General features: G+C 62.5%; 19 protein-coding genes. 14 read left to right on the top strand and 5 right to left on the bottom strand.

The genetic code is table 11. The annotated features are described in order from the left end of the window. Window positions 1-3 precede the first annotated feature (3 nt). Both A0W34_RS15305 and hisG read left to right on the top strand, forming a co-directional pair. Window positions 4-267: a phosphoribosyl-ATP diphosphatase gene (locus A0W34_RS15305; RefSeq protein ID WP_003944933.1), complete on the top strand. Its 264-nt coding sequence runs from the start codon at window positions 4-6 to the stop codon at window positions 265-267. A gap of 97 nt (window positions 268-364) precedes the next feature. Beyond that, on the top strand, window positions 365-1,216 hold the full coding sequence (gene hisG / locus A0W34_RS15300) for an ATP phosphoribosyltransferase (RefSeq protein WP_003944905.1): 852 nt from the start codon (window positions 365-367) through the stop codon (window positions 1,214-1,216). Between the two features lie 46 nt (window positions 1,217-1,262). On the opposite strand, the gene A0W34_RS15295 is transcribed toward hisG, so the two are convergent. Next, a complete protein-coding gene (locus tag A0W34_RS15295; protein ID WP_003944950.1) occupies window positions 1,263-2,072 on the bottom strand; it encodes a thioesterase family protein in 810 nt (269 codons plus the stop codon). 1 nt (window position 2,073) lies between these two features. After that, the gene (locus A0W34_RS15290; RefSeq protein ID WP_372482296.1) at window positions 2,074-2,964 is read right to left on the bottom strand and encodes a RecB family exonuclease; all 891 of its coding nucleotides are present in this window, start codon (window positions 2,962-2,964) and stop codon (window positions 2,074-2,076) included. A gap of 87 nt (window positions 2,965-3,051) precedes the next feature. Here A0W34_RS15290 and A0W34_RS15285 point away from each other — a divergent pair, with 87 nt between their 5' ends. Next, complete coding sequence (locus A0W34_RS15285; RefSeq protein WP_218960111.1) at window positions 3,052-4,026, top strand: tRNA (adenine-N1)-methyltransferase; 975 nt, start codon at window positions 3,052-3,054, stop codon at window positions 4,024-4,026. A gap of 64 nt (window positions 4,027-4,090) precedes the next feature. Here A0W34_RS15285 and A0W34_RS15280 read toward each other — a convergent pair whose 3' ends face one another. Next, on the bottom strand, window positions 4,091-4,615 hold the full coding sequence (locus A0W34_RS15280; protein WP_003944789.1) for a hypothetical protein: 525 nt from the start codon (window positions 4,613-4,615) through the stop codon (window positions 4,091-4,093). A gap of 195 nt (window positions 4,616-4,810) precedes the next feature. On the opposite strand from A0W34_RS15280, the gene arc reads away from it, so the two are divergent. Both arc and A0W34_RS15270 read left to right on the top strand, forming a co-directional pair. Further along, complete coding sequence (gene arc, locus A0W34_RS15275) at window positions 4,811-6,586, top strand: proteasome ATPase (protein ID WP_003944870.1); 1,776 nt, start codon at window positions 4,811-4,813, stop codon at window positions 6,584-6,586. Between the two features lie 118 nt (window positions 6,587-6,704). Further along, the gene (locus A0W34_RS15270) at window positions 6,705-7,382 is read left to right on the top strand and encodes a TIGR00266 family protein (RefSeq protein ID WP_081557896.1); all 678 of its coding nucleotides are present in this window, start codon (window positions 6,705-6,707) and stop codon (window positions 7,380-7,382) included. Between the two features lie 51 nt (window positions 7,383-7,433). Here A0W34_RS15270 and A0W34_RS15265 read toward each other — a convergent pair whose 3' ends face one another. Then, window positions 7,434-7,991, bottom strand: a complete 558-nt coding sequence (locus A0W34_RS15265; RefSeq protein ID WP_007729886.1) for an NUDIX hydrolase — start codon at window positions 7,989-7,991, stop codon at window positions 7,434-7,436. A 58-nt stretch (window positions 7,992-8,049) separates the two neighbouring features. Here A0W34_RS15265 and dop point away from each other — a divergent pair, with 58 nt between their 5' ends. The 4 genes from dop (at window position 8,050) to prcA (ending at window position 11,531) form a co-directional block, all read left to right on the top strand. Beyond that, a complete protein-coding gene (gene dop, locus A0W34_RS15260; protein WP_003944852.1) occupies window positions 8,050-9,549 on the top strand; it encodes a depupylase/deamidase Dop in 1,500 nt (499 codons plus the stop codon). Between the two features lie 148 nt (window positions 9,550-9,697). Then, a complete protein-coding gene (locus tag A0W34_RS15255; protein WP_003944925.1) occupies window positions 9,698-9,892 on the top strand; it encodes a ubiquitin-like protein Pup in 195 nt (64 codons plus the stop codon). Then, the gene (gene prcB, locus A0W34_RS15250) at window positions 9,889-10,767 is read left to right on the top strand and encodes a proteasome subunit beta (protein ID WP_037131810.1); all 879 of its coding nucleotides are present in this window, start codon (window positions 9,889-9,891) and stop codon (window positions 10,765-10,767) included. Before A0W34_RS15255 ends, prcB begins: the two co-directional genes overlap by 4 nt. Next, the gene (prcA, locus tag A0W34_RS15245) at window positions 10,764-11,531 is read left to right on the top strand and encodes a proteasome subunit alpha (RefSeq protein WP_003945006.1); all 768 of its coding nucleotides are present in this window, start codon (window positions 10,764-10,766) and stop codon (window positions 11,529-11,531) included. The genes prcB and prcA overlap by 4 nt, the downstream gene beginning before the upstream one ends. A gap of 37 nt (window positions 11,532-11,568) precedes the next feature. Here the strand turns inward: prcA and A0W34_RS15240 are convergent, their stop codons facing one another. Continuing rightward, window positions 11,569-12,987: a bifunctional phosphatase PAP2/diacylglycerol kinase family protein gene (locus tag A0W34_RS15240; RefSeq protein WP_198035712.1), complete on the bottom strand. Its 1,419-nt coding sequence runs from the start codon at window positions 12,985-12,987 to the stop codon at window positions 11,569-11,571. Window positions 12,988-13,131: 144 nt separating this feature from the next. On the opposite strand from A0W34_RS15240, the gene pafA reads away from it, so the two are divergent. The 5 genes from pafA to tatC all read left to right on the top strand — a co-directional run bounded on the left by pafA (window position 13,132) and on the right by tatC (window position 18,100). Further along, window positions 13,132-14,490, top strand: a complete 1,359-nt coding sequence (gene pafA, locus A0W34_RS15235) for a Pup--protein ligase (protein WP_007729869.1) — start codon at window positions 13,132-13,134, stop codon at window positions 14,488-14,490. Between the two features lie 110 nt (window positions 14,491-14,600). Then, window positions 14,601-15,614 carry a helix-turn-helix transcriptional regulator gene (locus tag A0W34_RS15230; RefSeq protein ID WP_063316384.1) on the top strand — a complete coding sequence of 338 codons (1,014 nt, stop codon included), beginning with the start codon at window positions 14,601-14,603 and terminating at the stop codon, window positions 15,612-15,614. After that, entirely contained in the window at window positions 15,611-16,588 is a 978-nt protein-coding gene (locus tag A0W34_RS15225; RefSeq protein WP_030536343.1) for a helix-turn-helix transcriptional regulator, read from the top strand. The genes A0W34_RS15230 and A0W34_RS15225 overlap by 4 nt, the downstream gene beginning before the upstream one ends. 134 nt (window positions 16,589-16,722) lie before the next feature. Then, complete coding sequence (gene tatA / locus A0W34_RS15220) at window positions 16,723-16,998, top strand: Sec-independent protein translocase subunit TatA (protein WP_003944836.1); 276 nt, start codon at window positions 16,723-16,725, stop codon at window positions 16,996-16,998. 73 nt (window positions 16,999-17,071) lie between these two features. Continuing rightward, window positions 17,072-18,100 carry a twin-arginine translocase subunit TatC gene (tatC, locus tag A0W34_RS15215; RefSeq protein ID WP_003945030.1) on the top strand — a complete coding sequence of 343 codons (1,029 nt, stop codon included), beginning with the start codon at window positions 17,072-17,074 and terminating at the stop codon, window positions 18,098-18,100. Window positions 18,101-18,147: the final 47 nt, after the last annotated feature.

Raw genomic sequence — 18,147 nt, 5'->3', positions numbered from 1 at the left:
CCCGTGAAGACCTTCGAATCCTTGTTCGCCGAATTGACCGAGCGCGCTGCTACTCGCCCCGAGGGGTCCGGCACTGTCGCCGCCCTCGACGCCGGTGTGCATGCTCAGGGCAAAAAGGTCATCGAGGAAGCCGGTGAAGTGTGGATCGCTGCGGAATACCAGAGCGATGAGCAGCTAGCCGAGGAAATTTCCCAGCTGCTGTATTGGACGCAGGTGTTGATGGTCGGTCGCGGACTGACCCTCGAGGACGTGTACCGACATCTGTGATCGGAGCTGACCAGCGAGATGTACTCCGTCTCGCTCGTCCAGGGCTTCCGATTCATGTCGTCTCACGTCACCCACACCTTCCGAAAGGACATCCACCATGCTGCGCGTAGCAGTTCCCAACAAAGGCTCACTGTCCGAGTCCGCCGCCGAGATTCTCAGCGAGGCCGGCTACCGTCGACGCACCGATTCCCGTGATCTGACAGTCCTCGATCCGGCCAATCAGGTCGAGTTCTTCTTCTTGCGCCCCAAGGACATTGCGATCTACGTCGGCTCCGGTGAGCTGGATCTCGGCATCACCGGTCGTGATCTCGCCGGCGACTCGGGTGCTCCCGTATCCGAGCGTCTGTCACTGGGCTTCGGCCGTTCGTCGTTCCGTTACGCAGCACCGGCCGGCAAGGACTGGGCCGTCGAGGATCTGTCCGGCCTGCGCATTGCAACGTCGTACCCGAACCTGGTCCGTAAGGACCTCACAGATCGCGGACTCGACGCCACCGTCATCCGTCTCGACGGAGCAGTGGAAATCTCGATTCAGCTCGGCGTCGCCGACGCGATCGCCGACGTGGTCGGATCGGGTCGTACTCTCCGCCAACACAACCTCGTGGCTTTCGGTGAATCGCTCTGCGATTCCGAAGGTGTCCTGATCGAGCGCACCGGCGCTCCGCAGGACGATCCCGCCCGCAACCAGCTCATCGAACGCGTACGCGGAATTGTCTTCGCGCAGCAGAATCTGATGATCGACTACGACTGCCCGCGCACCATCCTCGACGACGCCATCAAGATGACTCCGGGTATGGAATCGCCGACCCTCTCGCCGTTGGCCGATCCCGACTGGGTCGCGGTTCGCGCGATGGTCCCGATCAAGGGACACAACCAGGTGATGGATGCCTTGGCCGAACTCGGTGCCAAGGCCATCCTCGCGTCGAACATCCGCTCGGTACGCGCTTTCTGATCACTGCCTAAATAGATTTACGCGCATTCGCGCCCGTTCCTGGAAATCAGGAACGGGCGCGAATCTGCAAAGTCTGGGCGATACGGCCCACGGCACCCTGCTCGTCGTAGAGCACGCCCGCGCACATGCCGACGCCGTCCGGACCCGTTGTGGTTTCGGCGGCGACACCGACCCACTCTCCCTCGGGCACACGGAAGATATGCACCGTGAGATCTGTGTTGAGGAACGTCCAGTGCTCCGGGTCGAGCTTGGCGCCGACCCCGTTTGAGATGTCGGCCACCGCGAACAAACGCTCGAGAGCAGACATCTTCTCACCCTCGACCAGCTCTGGCTTGGGGCGCGCCCATACCTTCCCGGTTCCCACGCACCCGATCGGAGCAATCCAGGACCAGTCGAGGGTCTTGAGATAGCCGACGCTCCACAGACCCTCGAGAACGCCCGGGGTGCCGCTGTCGCGGGGTTCGAGCGGGGGATCGACTACGTGGACGACGTCGCCGGTATCCACCGTCTCCATCCGCCACGCCGTACCGCGCGCAACCGCGCGTGCAGATCCGTCGGCGGTGGTTGCCCACAGTTCGGCGACGATCAATTCGATTCGGCGACCGGGTCGTTCGATCCAGGACCGGACTTCGAGGTCGGCAATCGGAATCGGTCCGAGAATCTCGACGACGACGCGCGTCAGACGGGTTTCGTCGCGCGCACCGCACCGCTCGAGGGCTCGTACCAACAGCGCCGACGGGGGAGCGCCGTGCTGCAGTGTCGGGCCCCAGATGCTGACAGTTGCCTGCGTGCTCGCGAACCGCTCGTGCCCTTCCTCCGTCGTTCCGAGGTAGCGGTAGTACGAACTGTCCGTCATGTTATGAATTCTCCTTTGCGGCAACAGGTTCGGTGCTCAGCAGGTCCGGCCAACCTGGATAGGGCGGAGGTGTTCCGCCGAACGAGGGGCACAGTGACTTGTGATCGCACCAGTCGCACAGTTTGCCAGGCTTGGGTCTGAAGTCTCCGGTCGCACCTGCTGCGAGGATCGCTCTCCAGATGGCGGAGAGGGTTCGCTCGAATCGGATGAGCTCGTCGTGATCCGGGGCGTACGTGAGAATCGAGCCGGAGGCCAGATAGATCAGGCGCAGTTGTGCGGGAACGATTCCGCGAGTGCGCAGCAGTACGAGCGCGTAGAACTTCATCTGGAAGAGCGCCTTGGATTCGGTGAACTCGCGAGGCGCTTTTCCGGTCTTGTAGTCGACCACCCGCACCTCACCCGTCGGTGCAACGTCTATCCGGTCGACGAAGCCGCGGAGTCGAACGCCGTTCTCCAATTCGGTCTCGACGTAGACCTCGCACGCCTCGGCATCGAATCGAGTGGGATCTTCGAGCGTGTAGTACGTCGCGACGAGCTTGCCGACTTCGTCGAGGAACGAATCCAGCTCGCCCTCCGGAACAAGGTCAGCGGCCTCGGGAGACTCGGCACTGACACGTTCCCACGCGGGACGGACGAGTTCGGCTGCGCGATCCGGAACCCGGTGACCGGTCGGGAGTGCAAACAGTGCTTCCAGTGCCGCGTGTACGACGGTGCCTCTGACCTGGGCTCTGGTTGGCGTTTCCGGAATTTTGTCGACTGCTCGGAAGCGATAGAGCAGGGGGCATTGTTTGTAGTCACCCGCCCGAGACGGAGAGAGCGCCGGCCGACTACGCGGGCGCTCGTGTGATGTTGCACCCGTTGGAGTGGGGGTTGGCAATTCGACAGAGCTCACACCTGGCAGGCTATGCGGTTGGTCCGACAACTCCGTCGGAGCCGGTGGCGAGGACACCGGAAACAAGCGAACAGGGATCATCTGCGCATGGCGAACGAGCTGCAACCAGAAGAAGGCACGACCGAAGTGGATGAGGTTGCGCAGTCCGCTGTCGCCGAGATTCCCGAACAAGAGCTTCCAGAAGCTGATCTCACTGCGCCGGGCAAGCGGCCGTCAGGTCCGTTCCGCGTCGGCGACCGAGTACAGCTGACCGACGGCAAGGGACGCCACTACACGATCGTTCTCGAGGCGAACCGCGAATACCACACCCACAAGGGCGGAATCGTTCACAACGATCTGATCGGTGCCGACGAGGGCAGCGTCGTCAAGTCGGTCAACGGCACGCCCTATCTCGCACTGCGCCCCCTGCTGGTGGACTACGTGCTGTCCATGCCGCGCGGTGCCCAGGTCATCTACCCGAAGGACGCAGCTCAGATCGTCCACGAAGGCGACGTGTTCCCAGGAGCACGCGTGCTCGAGGCCGGAGCCGGCTCCGGCGCACTGACATGTTCGCTGCTGCGTGCCGTCGGACCCGAGGGCAAGGTCATCTCCTACGAGGTCCGCGACGATCATGCCGAACATGCGGTTCGCAACGTCGAGACCTTCTTCGGGGAACGTCCGCCGAACTGGGAACTGACCATCGCCGATCTCGCCGAGTTCGATCCGGAAGCGCACGGAGGCAAGGTCGATCGCGTCGTCCTCGACATGCTGGCCCCGTGGGACGTCCTGCCCGCCGTCTCGAAGGCACTCGTGCCGGGCGGCGTGTTGATCGTCTACGTCGCGACCGTTACTCAGCTCTCGAAGGTCGTCGAGGCGATGCGCGAGCAGGAATGCTGGACCGAGCCACGCTCGTGGGAATCGATCGTGCGCGGTTGGCACGTCGTCGGATTGGCGGTGCGCCCCGAACATCGGATGCAAGGCCACACCGCGTTCCTCGTGAGCGCTCGTCGTCTCGCCGAAGGAACTGTCACCCCGAAGCCGCAGCGGCGTGCGGGCAAGGGCTCGAACACCGCGGCCAAGTAGTCACACGAAAACAACAAGAGCGGCGATCCGGTATCCGGATCGCCGCTCTTGTAGTAGCTGGAAGTTATGCGGTGCAGGAAGCGCGGCCCATTTCCAGGAGCACGCAAGCCGAGGTGTCGGACAGCTTCCAGGAGCCGTCTTCGAGCTCCCAGGTCCACGGGGTGGCCGGGGCGGCGCCGTGCGGGCTGACGACGGCGACGTCTGCGGTTGCGGTCTGACCGTCGACCTTGACGTTGTCCACGTTGAACGTGATCGCGTAGGCAGGGTTACCGCCCAGCGCAGCACTCATCGTCTCGATGTTGGCCTGACGCTTGGTTCCGTCGACCACCAGAGCGGTCTTCTCCTCGATCGGCTTGGCCGGATCGATCAGAGCGACGAGCGAAGCGTTGAGCTCCTCGGCCGTCGGAGCCGCTGCGGCAGCGGCAGCTGACGTCGTGGCGGAAGCCGAGGCCTTCGCCGTGGTGCTCGAGGCGGCGGCGGAAGTCGAACTTGCAGCCGTCGAATCCTTGTTGTCGTCCGAGCTGCATGCACCCATGGTCAGGACGGCAGCGACAGCACAAGCGCTGATGAGAGTCTTGCGGATGATCACAGCGTTACCTTTCGTTGTAAAGAGAGACAGGCGCTGTCTCCATCTTGTAGGCAAGGCTAACATGACCAAATTCTGGCTCGAGACCAGTCGGCACGGTCCGCGCGCAGGTGTGAATTCGCACTCGCGCACCGTGTCTGGCGACAGTTGGGGCCTTATGCCGGTAGCGTTGATGGATCGCACTGGGAGGAGACGCACATGAGCTCGACAGAGAACCCGGATTCGGTTGCGGCAGCAGAAGAACTCCACGCGCTACGAGTGGAAGCACAAGTACTGCGCCGACAACTTGCACAATCGCCGGAGCAGGTGCGTGAGCTGGAGTCGAAGGTGGACTCGTTGTCCATCCGAAACAGCAAGTTGATGGACACCCTCAAAGAGGCCCGTCAGCAGCTCATCGCGCTTCGTGAAGAAGTCGACAGACTCGGTCAACCGCCGAGCGGTTACGGAGTCCTTCTCTCGGTACACGAGGACAAGACCGTCGACGTGTTCACGTCGGGTCGCAAGATGCGGTTGACGTGCTCACCGAACATCGACACGGACACCCTCGCCCTCGGGCAGACGGTTCGCCTCAACGAGGCACTCACCATCGTCGAGGCCGGCACCTACGAGCAGGTCGGTGAGATCAGCACGCTCCGTGAGGTACTCGACGACGGCTTGCGCGCACTGGTGGTCGGCCATGCCGACGAAGAGCGCATCGTCTGGCTCGCAGCACCGTTGGCGGCCGTCTTCGCCGACCCCGAAGCCGACATCATCGCGTACGACGCCGATTCTCCGACCAGGAAACTGCGTCCGGGTGACTCGTTGCTCGTCGACACCAAGGCCGGGTACGCCTTCGAGCGCATCCCGAAGGCCGAGGTCGAAGATCTGGTTCTCGAAGAAGTTCCGGACGTTCACTACGACGACATCGGTGGTCTCGGGCGTCAGATCGAGCAGATCCGTGATGCCGTCGAACTCCCGTTCCTCCACAAGGATCTGTTCCACGAGTACTCGCTGAGGCCGCCGAAGGGTGTACTGCTCTACGGTCCGCCCGGTTGCGGCAAGACGCTCATCGCCAAGGCCGTCGCCAACTCGTTGGCCAAGAAGATCGCCGAAGCTCGCGGTCAGGACAGCAAGGACGCCAAGTCCTACTTCCTGAACATCAAGGGCCCGGAACTTCTGAACAAGTTCGTCGGCGAAACCGAGCGTCACATCCGGATGATCTTCCAGCGTGCTCGTGAGAAGGCGTCCGAGGGCACGCCGGTGATCGTCTTCTTCGACGAGATGGACTCGATCTTCCGTACCCGTGGTTCGGGAGTCTCCTCCGACGTCGAGACAACGGTTGTTCCGCAGCTGCTCAGCGAGATCGACGGTGTGGAAGGGCTCGAGAACGTCATCGTCATCGGCGCTTCCAACCGTGAGGACATGATCGACCCGGCCATCCTGCGTCCGGGCCGACTGGACGTGAAGATCAAGATCGAGCGCCCCGACGCGGAATCCGCTCAGGACATCTTCTCGAAGTACCTGGTGGACGGTCTGCCGATCAATGCGGACGACCTCGCCGAGTTCGGTGGCGATCGCACCGCCTGCTTGAAGGCGATGATCGTTCGCGTCGTCGATCGCATGTACGCGGAGAGCGAAGAGAATCGTTTTCTCGAGGTCACCTACGCCAACGGCGACAAGGAAGTTCTGTTCTTCAAGGACTTCAACTCGGGTGCGATGATCCAGAACATCGTCGACCGCGCCAAGAAGTACGCGATCAAGTCGGTACTCGACACCGGTGCTCCGGGCTTGCGTGTGCAGCACCTCTTCGATTCCATCGTCGACGAGTTCGCCGAGAACGAGGATCTGCCCAACACCACCAATCCTGATGACTGGGCACGTATTTCGGGTAAGAAGGGGGAGCGGATCGTCTACATCCGCACTCTCGTCACGGGCAAGAACGCCAGTGCAAGCCGCGCGATCGACACGGAATCGAACACCGGCCAGTACCTGTAGCGAAACGAACATCGATCGGGCCGGCCACTCCTCGAGAGTTGTCGGCCCGATCTCTGCGTCGCTGCCGTTGACTTCGTTGCGATTGGACCGGTCGGTCGCGCTGGTTTAGAGTCCCGCCGTGCAGATACATCTTCGACACAATCCGTCGTCCACAGTCGCTCGCTGCTACCTCGCGCCCGGCGAACCGCTGCGCGTGGAGAGCGGGGCGATGCTCGCGCATTCTGCCGGCGTAGTTCTCGAAGCGAAGGCGCAGGGCGGCGTCCTGCAGGGACTCAAGCGGTCGATGCTGAGCGGCGAATCATTCTTCGTCACGACGTATACCGCTCCGCCGCAGGGTGGTTGGGTCGACGTGACTGGTGTGCTTCCCGGAGATCTGATCCCGCTGACCATCACCTCTGATCGCCCGTTCTTCCTCAACCGTGGAACCTGGTTGGCCAACTCCTACGGTGTGACGGTCGAGTCCAAGTGGGGCGGCATGTCCAACCTCTTCGGCGGTGAGGGAGGCTTCGGCCTGCGGGCAAGTGGCGACGGTGAAGTAGTGCTGGCCGTCTACGGCGCGATCGACGTCATCGACTTGCAGCCAGGCGAGACAGTCACGATCGATACCGGTCACGTGGTCGCCTACGACCTCGGCATGAATTTCAACATGCGGCGCGCCGTTCAGGGGCGCACCATTCAGTCGATGAAGTCCGGTGAAGGATTTGTCTTCGACTTCACCGGCCCAGGACGCGTTCTCGCGCAGACCCGCAACCCCAGCGCGTTCACTGCGTGGCTCTCGGCGATCACCCCGGGCTGATCACAGGTCCCACCAGTGTTCAGTCCCAGCGGTGTTCAGTCCCAGCGGTGTTCAGCTCCAGCAATAGTCGGCCAGCAGCGCGCGTGAGTCCGGAACGAACGGCCACGACGGGTCCTGCAGGTGGGCGCCGAGTTCTTTCGGCGTCCACCACCAACCTTCGGCGATCTCGCTGGGCTGATGTGCCATCGGCCCGTCGTATCTGAGTTCGAACGCAAACAGGTGACAGCGCAACGGAGAGTTGTTCCACTCGCCGTCCCAGGATTTTCGAGCGATCTCCGTCAGTCGGAGTGGCTGGTCTGCCGTTCCGAAGATTCCGAGTTCTTCACCGACTTCACGGATCGCAGTTTCCTGCGGCGTCTCACCTGGATCGACGACACCTCCGGCAAGACAGTCGTGATAGCCCCCGAACACCGCTTTCGTGTCGGTTCGGCGATGGACGTATATGCGGGAGCCGTCCCCGGTACGAACCAGGACGCCCGCACTCGCGTGCCAGAGCCCACCCGAGTAGACGACGGAACGTGGTGCTCGGCCGATCGGATTACCCGTCCGGTCGTACACGGCGACTACCTCGTCCGCGGGATTCAGGTCTGCGGTGAGAGGTTGGTGCATTCCTCCAACTGTGCCACGCCTGTGGGTGCCGCGCCGCAATCACATAGGCTCTTGTGTCATGCAGCGGATCATCGGTGTCGAGGTCGAATACGGAATATCTTCACCCAGTGAGCCGTCGGCGAATCCGATTCTCACTTCAACCCAGGCGGTGCTTGCCTACGCCGCCGCAGCGGGCGTGCCACGGGCCAAGCGCACACGCTGGGATTACGAGGTCGAATCTCCGCTGCGAGATGCCCGAGGCTTCGATCTGGGGCGAATGAGCGGTCCCGCGCCGGTGATCGACGCGGACGAGATCGGCGCCGCGAACATGATTCTCACCAACGGGGCACGGTTGTACGTCGACCACGCACATCCGGAGTATTCGGCGCCCGAGGTCGCCGACCCGCTCGACGCCGTGATCTGGGACAAGGCCGGCGAACGCGTCATGGAAGCGGCTGCGCGGCACGCATCCAGCGTGCCGGGTGCGCCTCGGCTCCAGCTGTACAAGAACAACGTCGACGGCAAGGGTGCCTCGTACGGCACGCACGAGAACTACCTCTGCTCACGTGAGACCCCGTTCGCCTCGATCGTGACAGGATTGACGCCGTTTTTCGCGTCCCGGCAGGTGATCTGCGGTTCCGGTCGTGTGGGTCTCGGTCAGTCCGGCGACGAGGCCGGATTCCAGCTTTCGCAGCGATCCGACTACATCGAGGTCGAAGTAGGCCTCGAGACCACTCTCAAGCGCGGAATCATCAACACCCGCGACGAACCGCACGCGGATGCGGACAAGTATCGCCGCCTGCACGTCATCATCGGTGACGCGAACCTCGCGGAGATGTCGACGTACCTCAAGGTTGGAACAACGGCGCTGGTACTCGACCTGATCGAGGCAGGTGTCGACCTCACCGATCTGCAACTGGCGCGTCCGGTCACGGCCGTCCACCACATCAGTCACGACCCCACTCTGCGCAAGACCGTTGCGCTGGCCGACGGACGTGAACTGACAGGGCTTGCGCTGCAACGCATTTACCTCGAACGTGTCTCGAAGTTCCTCGACCGTGAGACCGATCGTGATCCGCGAGCGGACGATATCGTCGCCAAGTGGGCGATGGTTCTCGATCTCCTCGAGCGCGATCCCATGGAGTGCGCGAACATCCTCGACTGGCCGGCCAAACTGCGTCTGCTCGAAGGGTTCCGCAATCGTGAGGGACTCGCGTGGTCGGCGCCGCGATTGCATCTGGTGGATCTGCAGTACTCCGACGTGCGACTCGACAAGGGCCTGTACAACCGCCTGGTTGCTCGCGGCTCCATGGAGCGGCTTGTCACCGAACAGCAGGTTCTCGACGCGGTCACGAACCCTCCCACCGACACTCGCGCATACTTCCGGGGCGAGTGCCTACGCCGATTCGGCGCCGATATCGCGGCCGCGAGCTGGGATTCGGTCATCTTCGATCTCGGCGGTGAATCGTTGATCCGTATCCCCACCCTCGAGCCGCTTCGAGGTACCAAAGCGCACGTCGGAGCGTTGCTCGACTCCGTGGACAGCGCCGCGGAACTGGTTGATCAGCTCACTCACTGAAATCAGCCGATGCGGCTCGCCGTCGCGTCTCTCCACACCTGACGGTGCCGCTCGGTAGGGTGAAGGTCCGAGCGGGATCAGTTACCGACTCTGCTGGGCCGAACAGGATGCTCGCGAGAGCTCCCTTCACACAAGGAGGTCGACGGCGATGGCTCAAGAACAGACGCAGCGTGCCGGTGGCGGCGAAGACGACGAAACCACTGGTGGCGACGGCAGTGCCGGCCAGGAACGTCGCGAGAAGCTCGCTGCAGAAACCGACGACCTGCTCGACGAGATCGACGACGTGTTGGAAGAGAACGCCGAGGACTTCGTCCGTGCCTACGTCCAGAAGGGCGGCCAGTGACGGTGGATCGCGCGCCCCGGATCACAGACGGGGACACACGGTTGAGCTTCGGCTCGAATCTGTCGTCATTCTCGGAATACCTTCGGGTGCATGCACCGGAGCATCTTCCGCAGAACCGCTTCGCCGACACAGGAGGTGTTGTCATGGGCGGGGGAGACGTAGCTCCGCACGGCACCACCATCGTCGCGATCAGCTATGCGGGTGGTGTTCTGCTCGCGGGTGATCGCCGAGCGACGATGGGCAATCTCATCGCCAGCCGTGACGTGCAGAAGGTGTACGTCACGGACGACTACTCGGCTGCGGGTATTGCCGGTACGGCCGGGATCGCAATCGAACTGGTCCGGCTCTTCGCGGTCGAGCTCGAACATTACGAGAAGATCGAAGGCGTCCCACTCACGTTCGACGGCAAGGCCAATCGACTTTCGTCGATGGTTCGAGGAAATCTCGGAGCAGCGATGCAAGGTTTGGCGGTTGTGCCACTGCTCGTGGGTTACGACCTGGACGCGGTCGATCCGTCCACCGCCGGTCGCATCGTCTCCTACGACGTCGTCGGTGGGCGATACGAGGAGCGCGCGGGCTATCACGCAGTCGGATCCGGCTCCCTGTTCGCGAAATCGGCGCTCAAGAAGCTGTATTCACCGGGAATCGACGAGGACACCGCGCTTCGGTTCGCCGTCGAGGCGCTCTACGACGCGGCAGATGACGATTCGGCTACCGGTGGCCCTGATCTGACACGAGGGATCTATCCGACGGCGGTCACCATCACCTCGGCCGGCGCTGTGGAGTTGTTGCCCACCAGGGCTGCCGAGATCGCCAGGGAGATCGTCGCGGCTCGCACGGCGACCGTGAGTCCGGAAGGGGAGTCTGCGCTATGACGATGCCGTATTACGCATCAGCCGAACAGATCATGCGCGATCGTTCGGAATTGGCGCGCAAGGGAATTGCCCGCGGGCGCAGCGTCGTCGTTCTCACCTACCGCGACGGAGTGCTCTTTGTCGCCGAGAATCCGTCGCGTGCTCTGCACAAGGTCAGCGAACTGTACGACCGTCTCGGATTCGCGGCAGTGGGCAAGTACAACGAGTTCGAGAATCTGCGCCGCGCGGGCATCGTCCACGCAGACATGCGTGGGTACTCGTACGACCGTCGGGACGTCACCGGGCGTTCGCTCGCCAATGCGTACGCACAAACCCTGGGAACGATCTTCACCGAGCAGCCCAAGCCGTACGAGGTCGAGATCTGTGTTGCCGAGATCGGTCGCTTCGGAAGCAGTACGCCGGCTCAGCTCTACCGGATCACGTACGACGGATCCATCGCGGACGAGCAGGAATTCGTGGTCATGGGCGGCACGACCGAACCGATCGTGACGGCGATGCGCGAGTCGTACCAGCGAGACCTCGACCTCGAATCCGCAGTGCGGATTGCAGTCGGGGCGCTCCAAAAGGGCGGCCCGGCACCGGCCGGAACCACTGAGGCGGAACCACGAACTCTCGATGTGAGTGCACTCGAGGTTGCCGTACTCGACAGCAATCGTCCACGCCGTGCGTTCAAACGGATCGCTGGAACGGTTTTGGAAGAGATGCTTCCAGCTCCGGCAGCAGTCGAGGATGCGCCGCCGGCAAACGGCGACGCACCCTCGTAGATACTCCGTAGGTCTGGGAGTTACTGCAGGTCTGGAGTTACTGAGTGACTCGGTAGACGGCCACCGCGCCCGGTTCGGTGTCGAAATCGAACCGGCGCGCGTCTGCCACCACTTCACCGTCGGTGGCGATGGCTACGGGTGAATCGGCGACTCGGACCGACATCGACGAGACGAGTTCGCGAACGTAGACCCGCGAGCTGCCCAATGTTCCTGTGGCAGCCGCAAACAGCAGACGTGAGCGCGAGAACTTCTTGTCCGCGCGCAGATAGCGGACGTCGAGTAGTCCACGGTTCATCTCCGGACGCGACATCGGCACCTGATCGGCGGGGGAGTATCGCCCGTTTCCGACGAACAGCATCCAGATTGTGGTCCGCTTCCCGTCGATGGTGACCGTCATCGGCTCCGCCGCTGCGAGAACCCGGATCATCGCGGCTCCTGCGGCCGGCCACTTACCGAAACGCGGTTCCCATTTTTCCCTCAGGCGCACAGCATCCGGGTATCCACCGAGGCTGGCTGTGTTGAGAAACCGTGCAGTCACTCCGGAATCCGTGCGCACCACCGCGTGGTCGACGAATGCCGCCTGACCGGACTCGACTGCGTGTGCGGTCTCCTCGACATTCACCGCCCCGACGTCGCGGGCGAAATGGTTCAATGTTCCGCCGGGAAAAACCGCAAGTGGTAGCTCATGCTTTGTCGCCGCGGTCGCGACCGTGACCACTGTTCCGTCGCCGCCGCATACACCCAACGCTTTCGGTGAGAGCTCGGGGATCTTGGCATCGATCTGCATGTCGAAGTCGATGTCCGCGTCGAACTCGTAGACGATCGCTTCCGGTAGTAGTTCTCGAATCGATTCCACGATCCCGTCGTCCTCGGAGCCTGAACCAGGATTGGTGAAGACCAACAAGCCTTCTCCGCGCGGGAGCGCGGGAACCACGCACTCGGGTCCGAGTTCGGCGGGCTCTTCGTCCCGCACCGCCCACCAACGACGCGTGCCGGCAGCGATAGCACCGCCGACCGCGAGGCCTGCGAAGACGTCGGACGGCCAGTGGACTCCGTTGTGAACGCGTGAGTACGCCACTGCTGCGGCCAGTGGTGCCAGAGCAGCTCCAGCAACCGGGGACTCCATGGCCACTGCCGCGGTGAATGCCGCGGCCGAAGACGAATGTCCGGAGGGGAACGAGGACGACGTCGGAATGTCGACGCCTCGCTTCGGGCTCAGCCAGACGCGTGCCGGTGGGCGTCGGCGGGGAAAGAGGGGCTTGAGTATGCCGTTGGCCAGCGCGCTGGAACCGGCCAGTGCGAGCAGCCCGCGTGCTGCTGCCCTACGGGGCCGCCCGCCGATCATCGCGAGCAAGGCGGCGACAACCATCCACAAAACGCCGTGATCGGCGGCTCTGGAGAGAAACCGCATGGTCGGGTCGAGCACGGAAGGGCGCAGTGCTCCAGTGCTTTCCATGACTTTGACGTCGCTTCGGACAACTTTTCGGCGAATAAGGCTCACACCGTCACACTATGCTGCCGCCCGACGTTGTCGAGTCGTGACTTACGACGCGATCGAAGTACACGGGTGAACCTCGCATTCTGGTTGTACTGTCGAAGTGTGCAGAGACGAATCATGGGTATCGAGACGGAATTCGGCGTTACCTGCACCTTTCACGGGCACAGGAGACTGAGCCCCGACGAGGTTGCTCGTTACCTCTTCCGTCGTGTCGTGTCGTGGGGTCGCAGCTCCAACGTCTTCCTCCGTAACGGAGCCCGCTTGTACCTGGATGTGGGTTCGCACCCGGAGTACGCGACGGCCGAGTGCGACAGCCTCATCCAGCTGGTCAATCACGACCGTGCCGGTGAGCGTGTGCTCGAAGAACTGCTGATCGACGCCGAGGCGAGACTCGCCGAGGAGGGTATTGGTGGCGACATCTATCTCTTCAAGAACAACACCGACTCGGCCGGAAACTCGTACGGCTGCCACGAGAACTTTCTCGTCGCGCGCGCCGGTGAGTTCTCCCGCATTTCGGATGTCTTGTTGCCGTTCCTCGTCACGCGCCAGTTGATCTGCGGCGCCGGAAAGGTACTGCAGACTCCGAAGGCCGCGACGTTCTGCCTCTCGCAGCGCGCGGAACACATCTGGGAGGGCGTCTCGTCGGCTACCACTCGCTCCCGTCCGATCATCAACACCCGCGACGAACCGCACGCGGACGCCGAGAAGTACCGCCGCCTGCACGTGATCGTCGGCGATTCGAACATGGCCGAAACGACGACGATGCTCAAGGTCGGTTCTGCCGCACTGGTGCTCGAGATGATCGAAGCCGGGGTGTCGTTCCGCGATTTCGCGCTGGACAACCCGATTCGTGCCATCCGCGAGGTCAGTCACGACGTGACCGGTAAAAAGCCGGTTCGCCTTGCTGGTGGACGTCAGGCCAGTGCCCTCGATATTCAACGCGAATACCACGCCAAGGCAGTCGAACATCTGCGTAACCGCGAACCGGACCCGCAGGTGGAGCAGGTAGTCGACCTGTGGGGTCGCACCCTCGATGCCGTCGAAGCTCAGGATTTTGCGAAGGTCGACACGGAGATCGACTGGGTCATCAAGCGCAAGCTGTTCCAGCGCTACCAGGACCGTCACGGTTTCGACCTGTCCGATCCCAAGATCGCGCAGCTCGACTTGGCGTACCACGACATCAAACGCGGCCGGGGTGTCTTCGACGTTCTCCAGCGCAAGGGCTTGGTCAAGCGGGTCACCGAGGACGAAACGATCGACGACGCCGTCGAGAATCCGCCGCAGACCACGCGCGCCAAATTGCGGGGCGACTTCATCACCGCAGCCCAGGCAGCAGGCCGGGACTTCACAGTCGACTGGGTTCACCTCAAGCTCAACGATCAGGCGCAGAGAACGGTGCTGTGCAAGGACCCGTTCCGCTCCGTCGACGAGCGTGTCGAGCGTTTGATCGCTTCGATGTAGGTCACTCAATTTCGAGATGTACAAGACGGCAGGTCTGTTTTGCGGCGACGCGCCGGGCACGAAAGTGTCCGGCGCGCGTTCGGTTATCGGATAGCCACTAGGATTTCGGCGTGGCGACATCAAAAATCGAGCGGTTGATGAACCTGGTGATCGCGTTGCTGTCCACCAGACAGTTCCTCACGGCGGAGAAAATCCGTGACAGTGTGGCCGGGTACAACGATTCCGCGAACTACGAAGCGTTCAGTCGCATGTTCGAGCGCGACAAGAACGAACTTCGTGACCTGGGTGTCCCGTTGGAAACCGGTCTGGCAGGACGGTTCTCGACCGTCGAGGGGTATCGGATCAATCGCAATGCCTACGAGCTTCCGGACGTGGACCTCACCAGCGAGGAATCTGCTGCTGTCGCCGTCGCAGTGCAGTTGTGGGAGTCGCCGGAACTGATTTCGGCAGCCCAGAGTGCACTACTCAAACTCCGAGCGGCCGGCGTCCAGGTCGACTCAGAAGTCAGTGCCGCCCCGGTCACCGCGATTCCCGCGCGCACCCGCGGTTCGGAGCCCGCGCTCGGCAAGCTTCTTGCAGCGGTCGACGCCGGCCGAGCAGTTCATTTTCAGCACCGCGGCGCATTGAACGAACCGTTCACCGAACGCACCGTCGAGCCGTGGGGCGTCGTCACGCACAACGGCAAGTGGTACCTGGTCGGGCACGACGTCGACCGTGATGCGGTGAGGACCTTCCGGCTCTCACGGATCGGTGACGACGTCAGGGAGTTCGGCCCGGCCGGTTCGGTTCACAAACCTGAAGGTGTCGACCTTCGCGAGGTCGTCGATCGCGTGACCGGTTCGGGCGTCGTGACCGGGACGGCTACGGTATGGGTCGCAGACGGCCGCGCCCATGAGCTTCGGCGGCTTGCGACGTCGTCGTCCGAACGGCGGTTGACCGATCGCGACGGCAGCGTGCTGGCCATCCCCGTTCGATCCTGGGAATGGACCGCTCGGTTGATCGCCGGTCACGGGTTGGACGCATTGGTGCTGGACCCACCGGATTTGCGTGCTGAGGTCGTCGCGAAGCTGCGCGCCGCCGCGGCGAGCCCGATCACCGGCCATGGACAGGGGGAAAACAGATGAGCAATCGACTGTCGTCGCGGTTGGCACGGCTGCTCAACCTCGTGCCGTACTTCATCGCGAATCCTGGCATCAGTCCCGCCGAGGCCGCCGAGGAGCTCGGTGTCAGCACCACTCAACTGATGACCGACCTCAATCAACTGTGGGTGTGCGGACTGCCCGGTTACGGTCCCGGTGATCTCATCGACCTGTCCTTCTCCGAGGAAAGTATCGAGGTCACGTTCTCGGCCGGGATCGATCGCCCGTTGCGCCTCACCTCGACGGAGGCGACGGCGTTGCTGATCGCCCTGCGGTCCTTGGTGGAAATGCCGGGCATGGTCGATCCGTCCTCGGCGCAGCGTGCCATCGCGAAGATCGAGGACGCAGCAGGCTCGGCCGCGGCACGAGCCATCGGTCAGGACCGGGACACATCGCCTGCGCCGGATATCGCCGAAGACCCGATAGCCGCGACGGTCAGAGCCGCGCTCGCAGACAAGACCGCCCTGCGATTGACGTATTACTCGGCCTCGCGTGACGCGGTCTCCGAGCGCATCGTCGACCCCGTTCGTATCGTGTTGGTCGACAACTACAGCTACCTCCAGGCGTGGTGCCGTCAAGCCGAGGGCGTGCGGTTGTTCAGATTCGATCGGATCGACGCCGCCGTCCAACTCGACGAGCCCGCCGACCCGCCGCCGCAGGCCCTCGAGGAGGATTCGAATCTCGAATTGTTCAGCGGCGACGGTTCCCTTCCGGAAGCGCGGTTGTTCATCACCAAAGAGTGGGTGTGGATGCTCGACTACTACCCGTTGGACGTCGAGCACGTGAACGACGACGGGTCGGTCGAGGCGACGATGAGTTTCGGAACACTTGAATGGATGGCAAGGCTGGTGTTGGGATTCGGTGAGGGCGTTCGGGTCCTTCATCCGCCGGAACTGGTCTCCGAAGTCCATGATCGAGCCGTTGCGGCGCTCGACGCCTATGACGTAATCGGTTCGTAAAACTTCGGGAAACTTCACGTTCAGTGAGTTCGCAGGAAACAAACAGGTAAAAGGTAGCTGAAGTAAGTGCTTTGGCACCTCCGAGCGCCGGTTGTGTCCGGTAGCATCGAGGAATCTGATCATGGGAGGTCGTTATGGGTGCAATGCAGCCGATGCATTGGCTGATTGTCGCTGTTGTCGTCGTAATTCTGTTCGGGTCGAAGAAGCTTCCCGATGCAGCACGCGGTCTGGGTCGTTCCCTCCGCATCTTCAAGAGCGAAGTCAAGGAAATGCAGAACGACGATGCGGCGCCCGCAAGCGCGCCGGTCGCACAGCCTGCTCCGGCACAGTTGCCGACGGCCAACACCGCGGTGGTCGCAAACGGTGCAGCAGCACCTGTTGCGCAGCCGACCGAAGTCAAGCCGCTCTAGTACACACTGCGTTCTAGCCGGGGTGAAATATTCGTTCACCCCGGTTGTCTGCTGACCAAGACCAGGATGCACAGTGCGTATTCCGTTAGACCCGCGTAACCGCAAGCGGAAGGTCAACCCAGACGGCACCATGTCGTTGGTCGACCACCTGTACGAATTGCGGACTCGTTTGTTGTTCGCATTCCTCGGCGTGATCATCACCACGGCGTTCGGCTTCTTCTGGTATTCACACTCGATACTCGGTCTCGAAAGTCTGGGCGATCTGCTTCGCGGACCGTACTGTGAGCTTCCGTCCGAGAGTCGCGCCAACCTCAGCACCGACGACGCGTGCCGATTGCTGGCGACCGGGCCGTTCGAGCAGTTCATGCTGCGATTCAAAGTGGCGCTCACCGCCGGCATCGTTCTTGCCTGCCCGGTGTGGCTTTACCAATTGTGGGCATTCATCACCCCGGGCCTATATGCCAAAGAGCGTCGCTACGCGGTCGGATTCGTCACCGCAGGTGCCGCACTCTTCATTCTCGGCGCAATCCTGGCGTACCTCGTCGTGGCGAAGGCTTTGCACTTCCTCCTGACCATCGGTGACAACGTCCAGATCACCGCGCTCAGTGGTTCGGAGTACTTCGGCTTCATCATCAATCTGCTGCTCATCTTCGGCGTCAGCTTCGAAATTCCACTGCTCGTCGTCGTGTTGAACTTTGCCGGCATTCTGACGTACGAGCGTTTGAAGGCCTGGCGTCGAGGATTGATCTTCGGGCTCTTCGTATTCGCTGCAGTTGCCACGCCAGGGTCGGATCCGTTCTCGATGTTGGCGCTCGCGCTGGCTCTGACGCTTCTCTTCGAGGTCGCGGTCCAGATCGCTCGCCTCAACGACAAACGTAAGGCCAAGCGAGCCGGTGAAGACTGGGGCGCACTGTCCGACGAGGAAGCTTCCTCCATCTCGGCTCCGTCCGATCTGAACGAGGCTTTCGACAATCCGACCAAACCCAAGGCCGAATCGAGTGGATTGTTCGGACGTAAGTCCAAGTCCAAGGCTCCGGTCGCGGAGAAATCCGACACCGCCGGCGACAACGCACCCGGCCAGGATTTCACTGACACTCTCTGAGCGCCGTGCCACCACGTCGGCGGCGTGTGAAACCCTGACGAGGTGGT

The organism is Rhodococcus sp. BH4, assembly GCF_002079265.1.
GTDB lineage: Bacteria > Actinomycetota > Actinomycetes > Mycobacteriales > Mycobacteriaceae > Rhodococcus_F > Rhodococcus_F qingshengii.
Note: the sequence above shows the minus strand (reverse complement) of the source record. Positions and strands in the feature narration are given on the sequence as shown.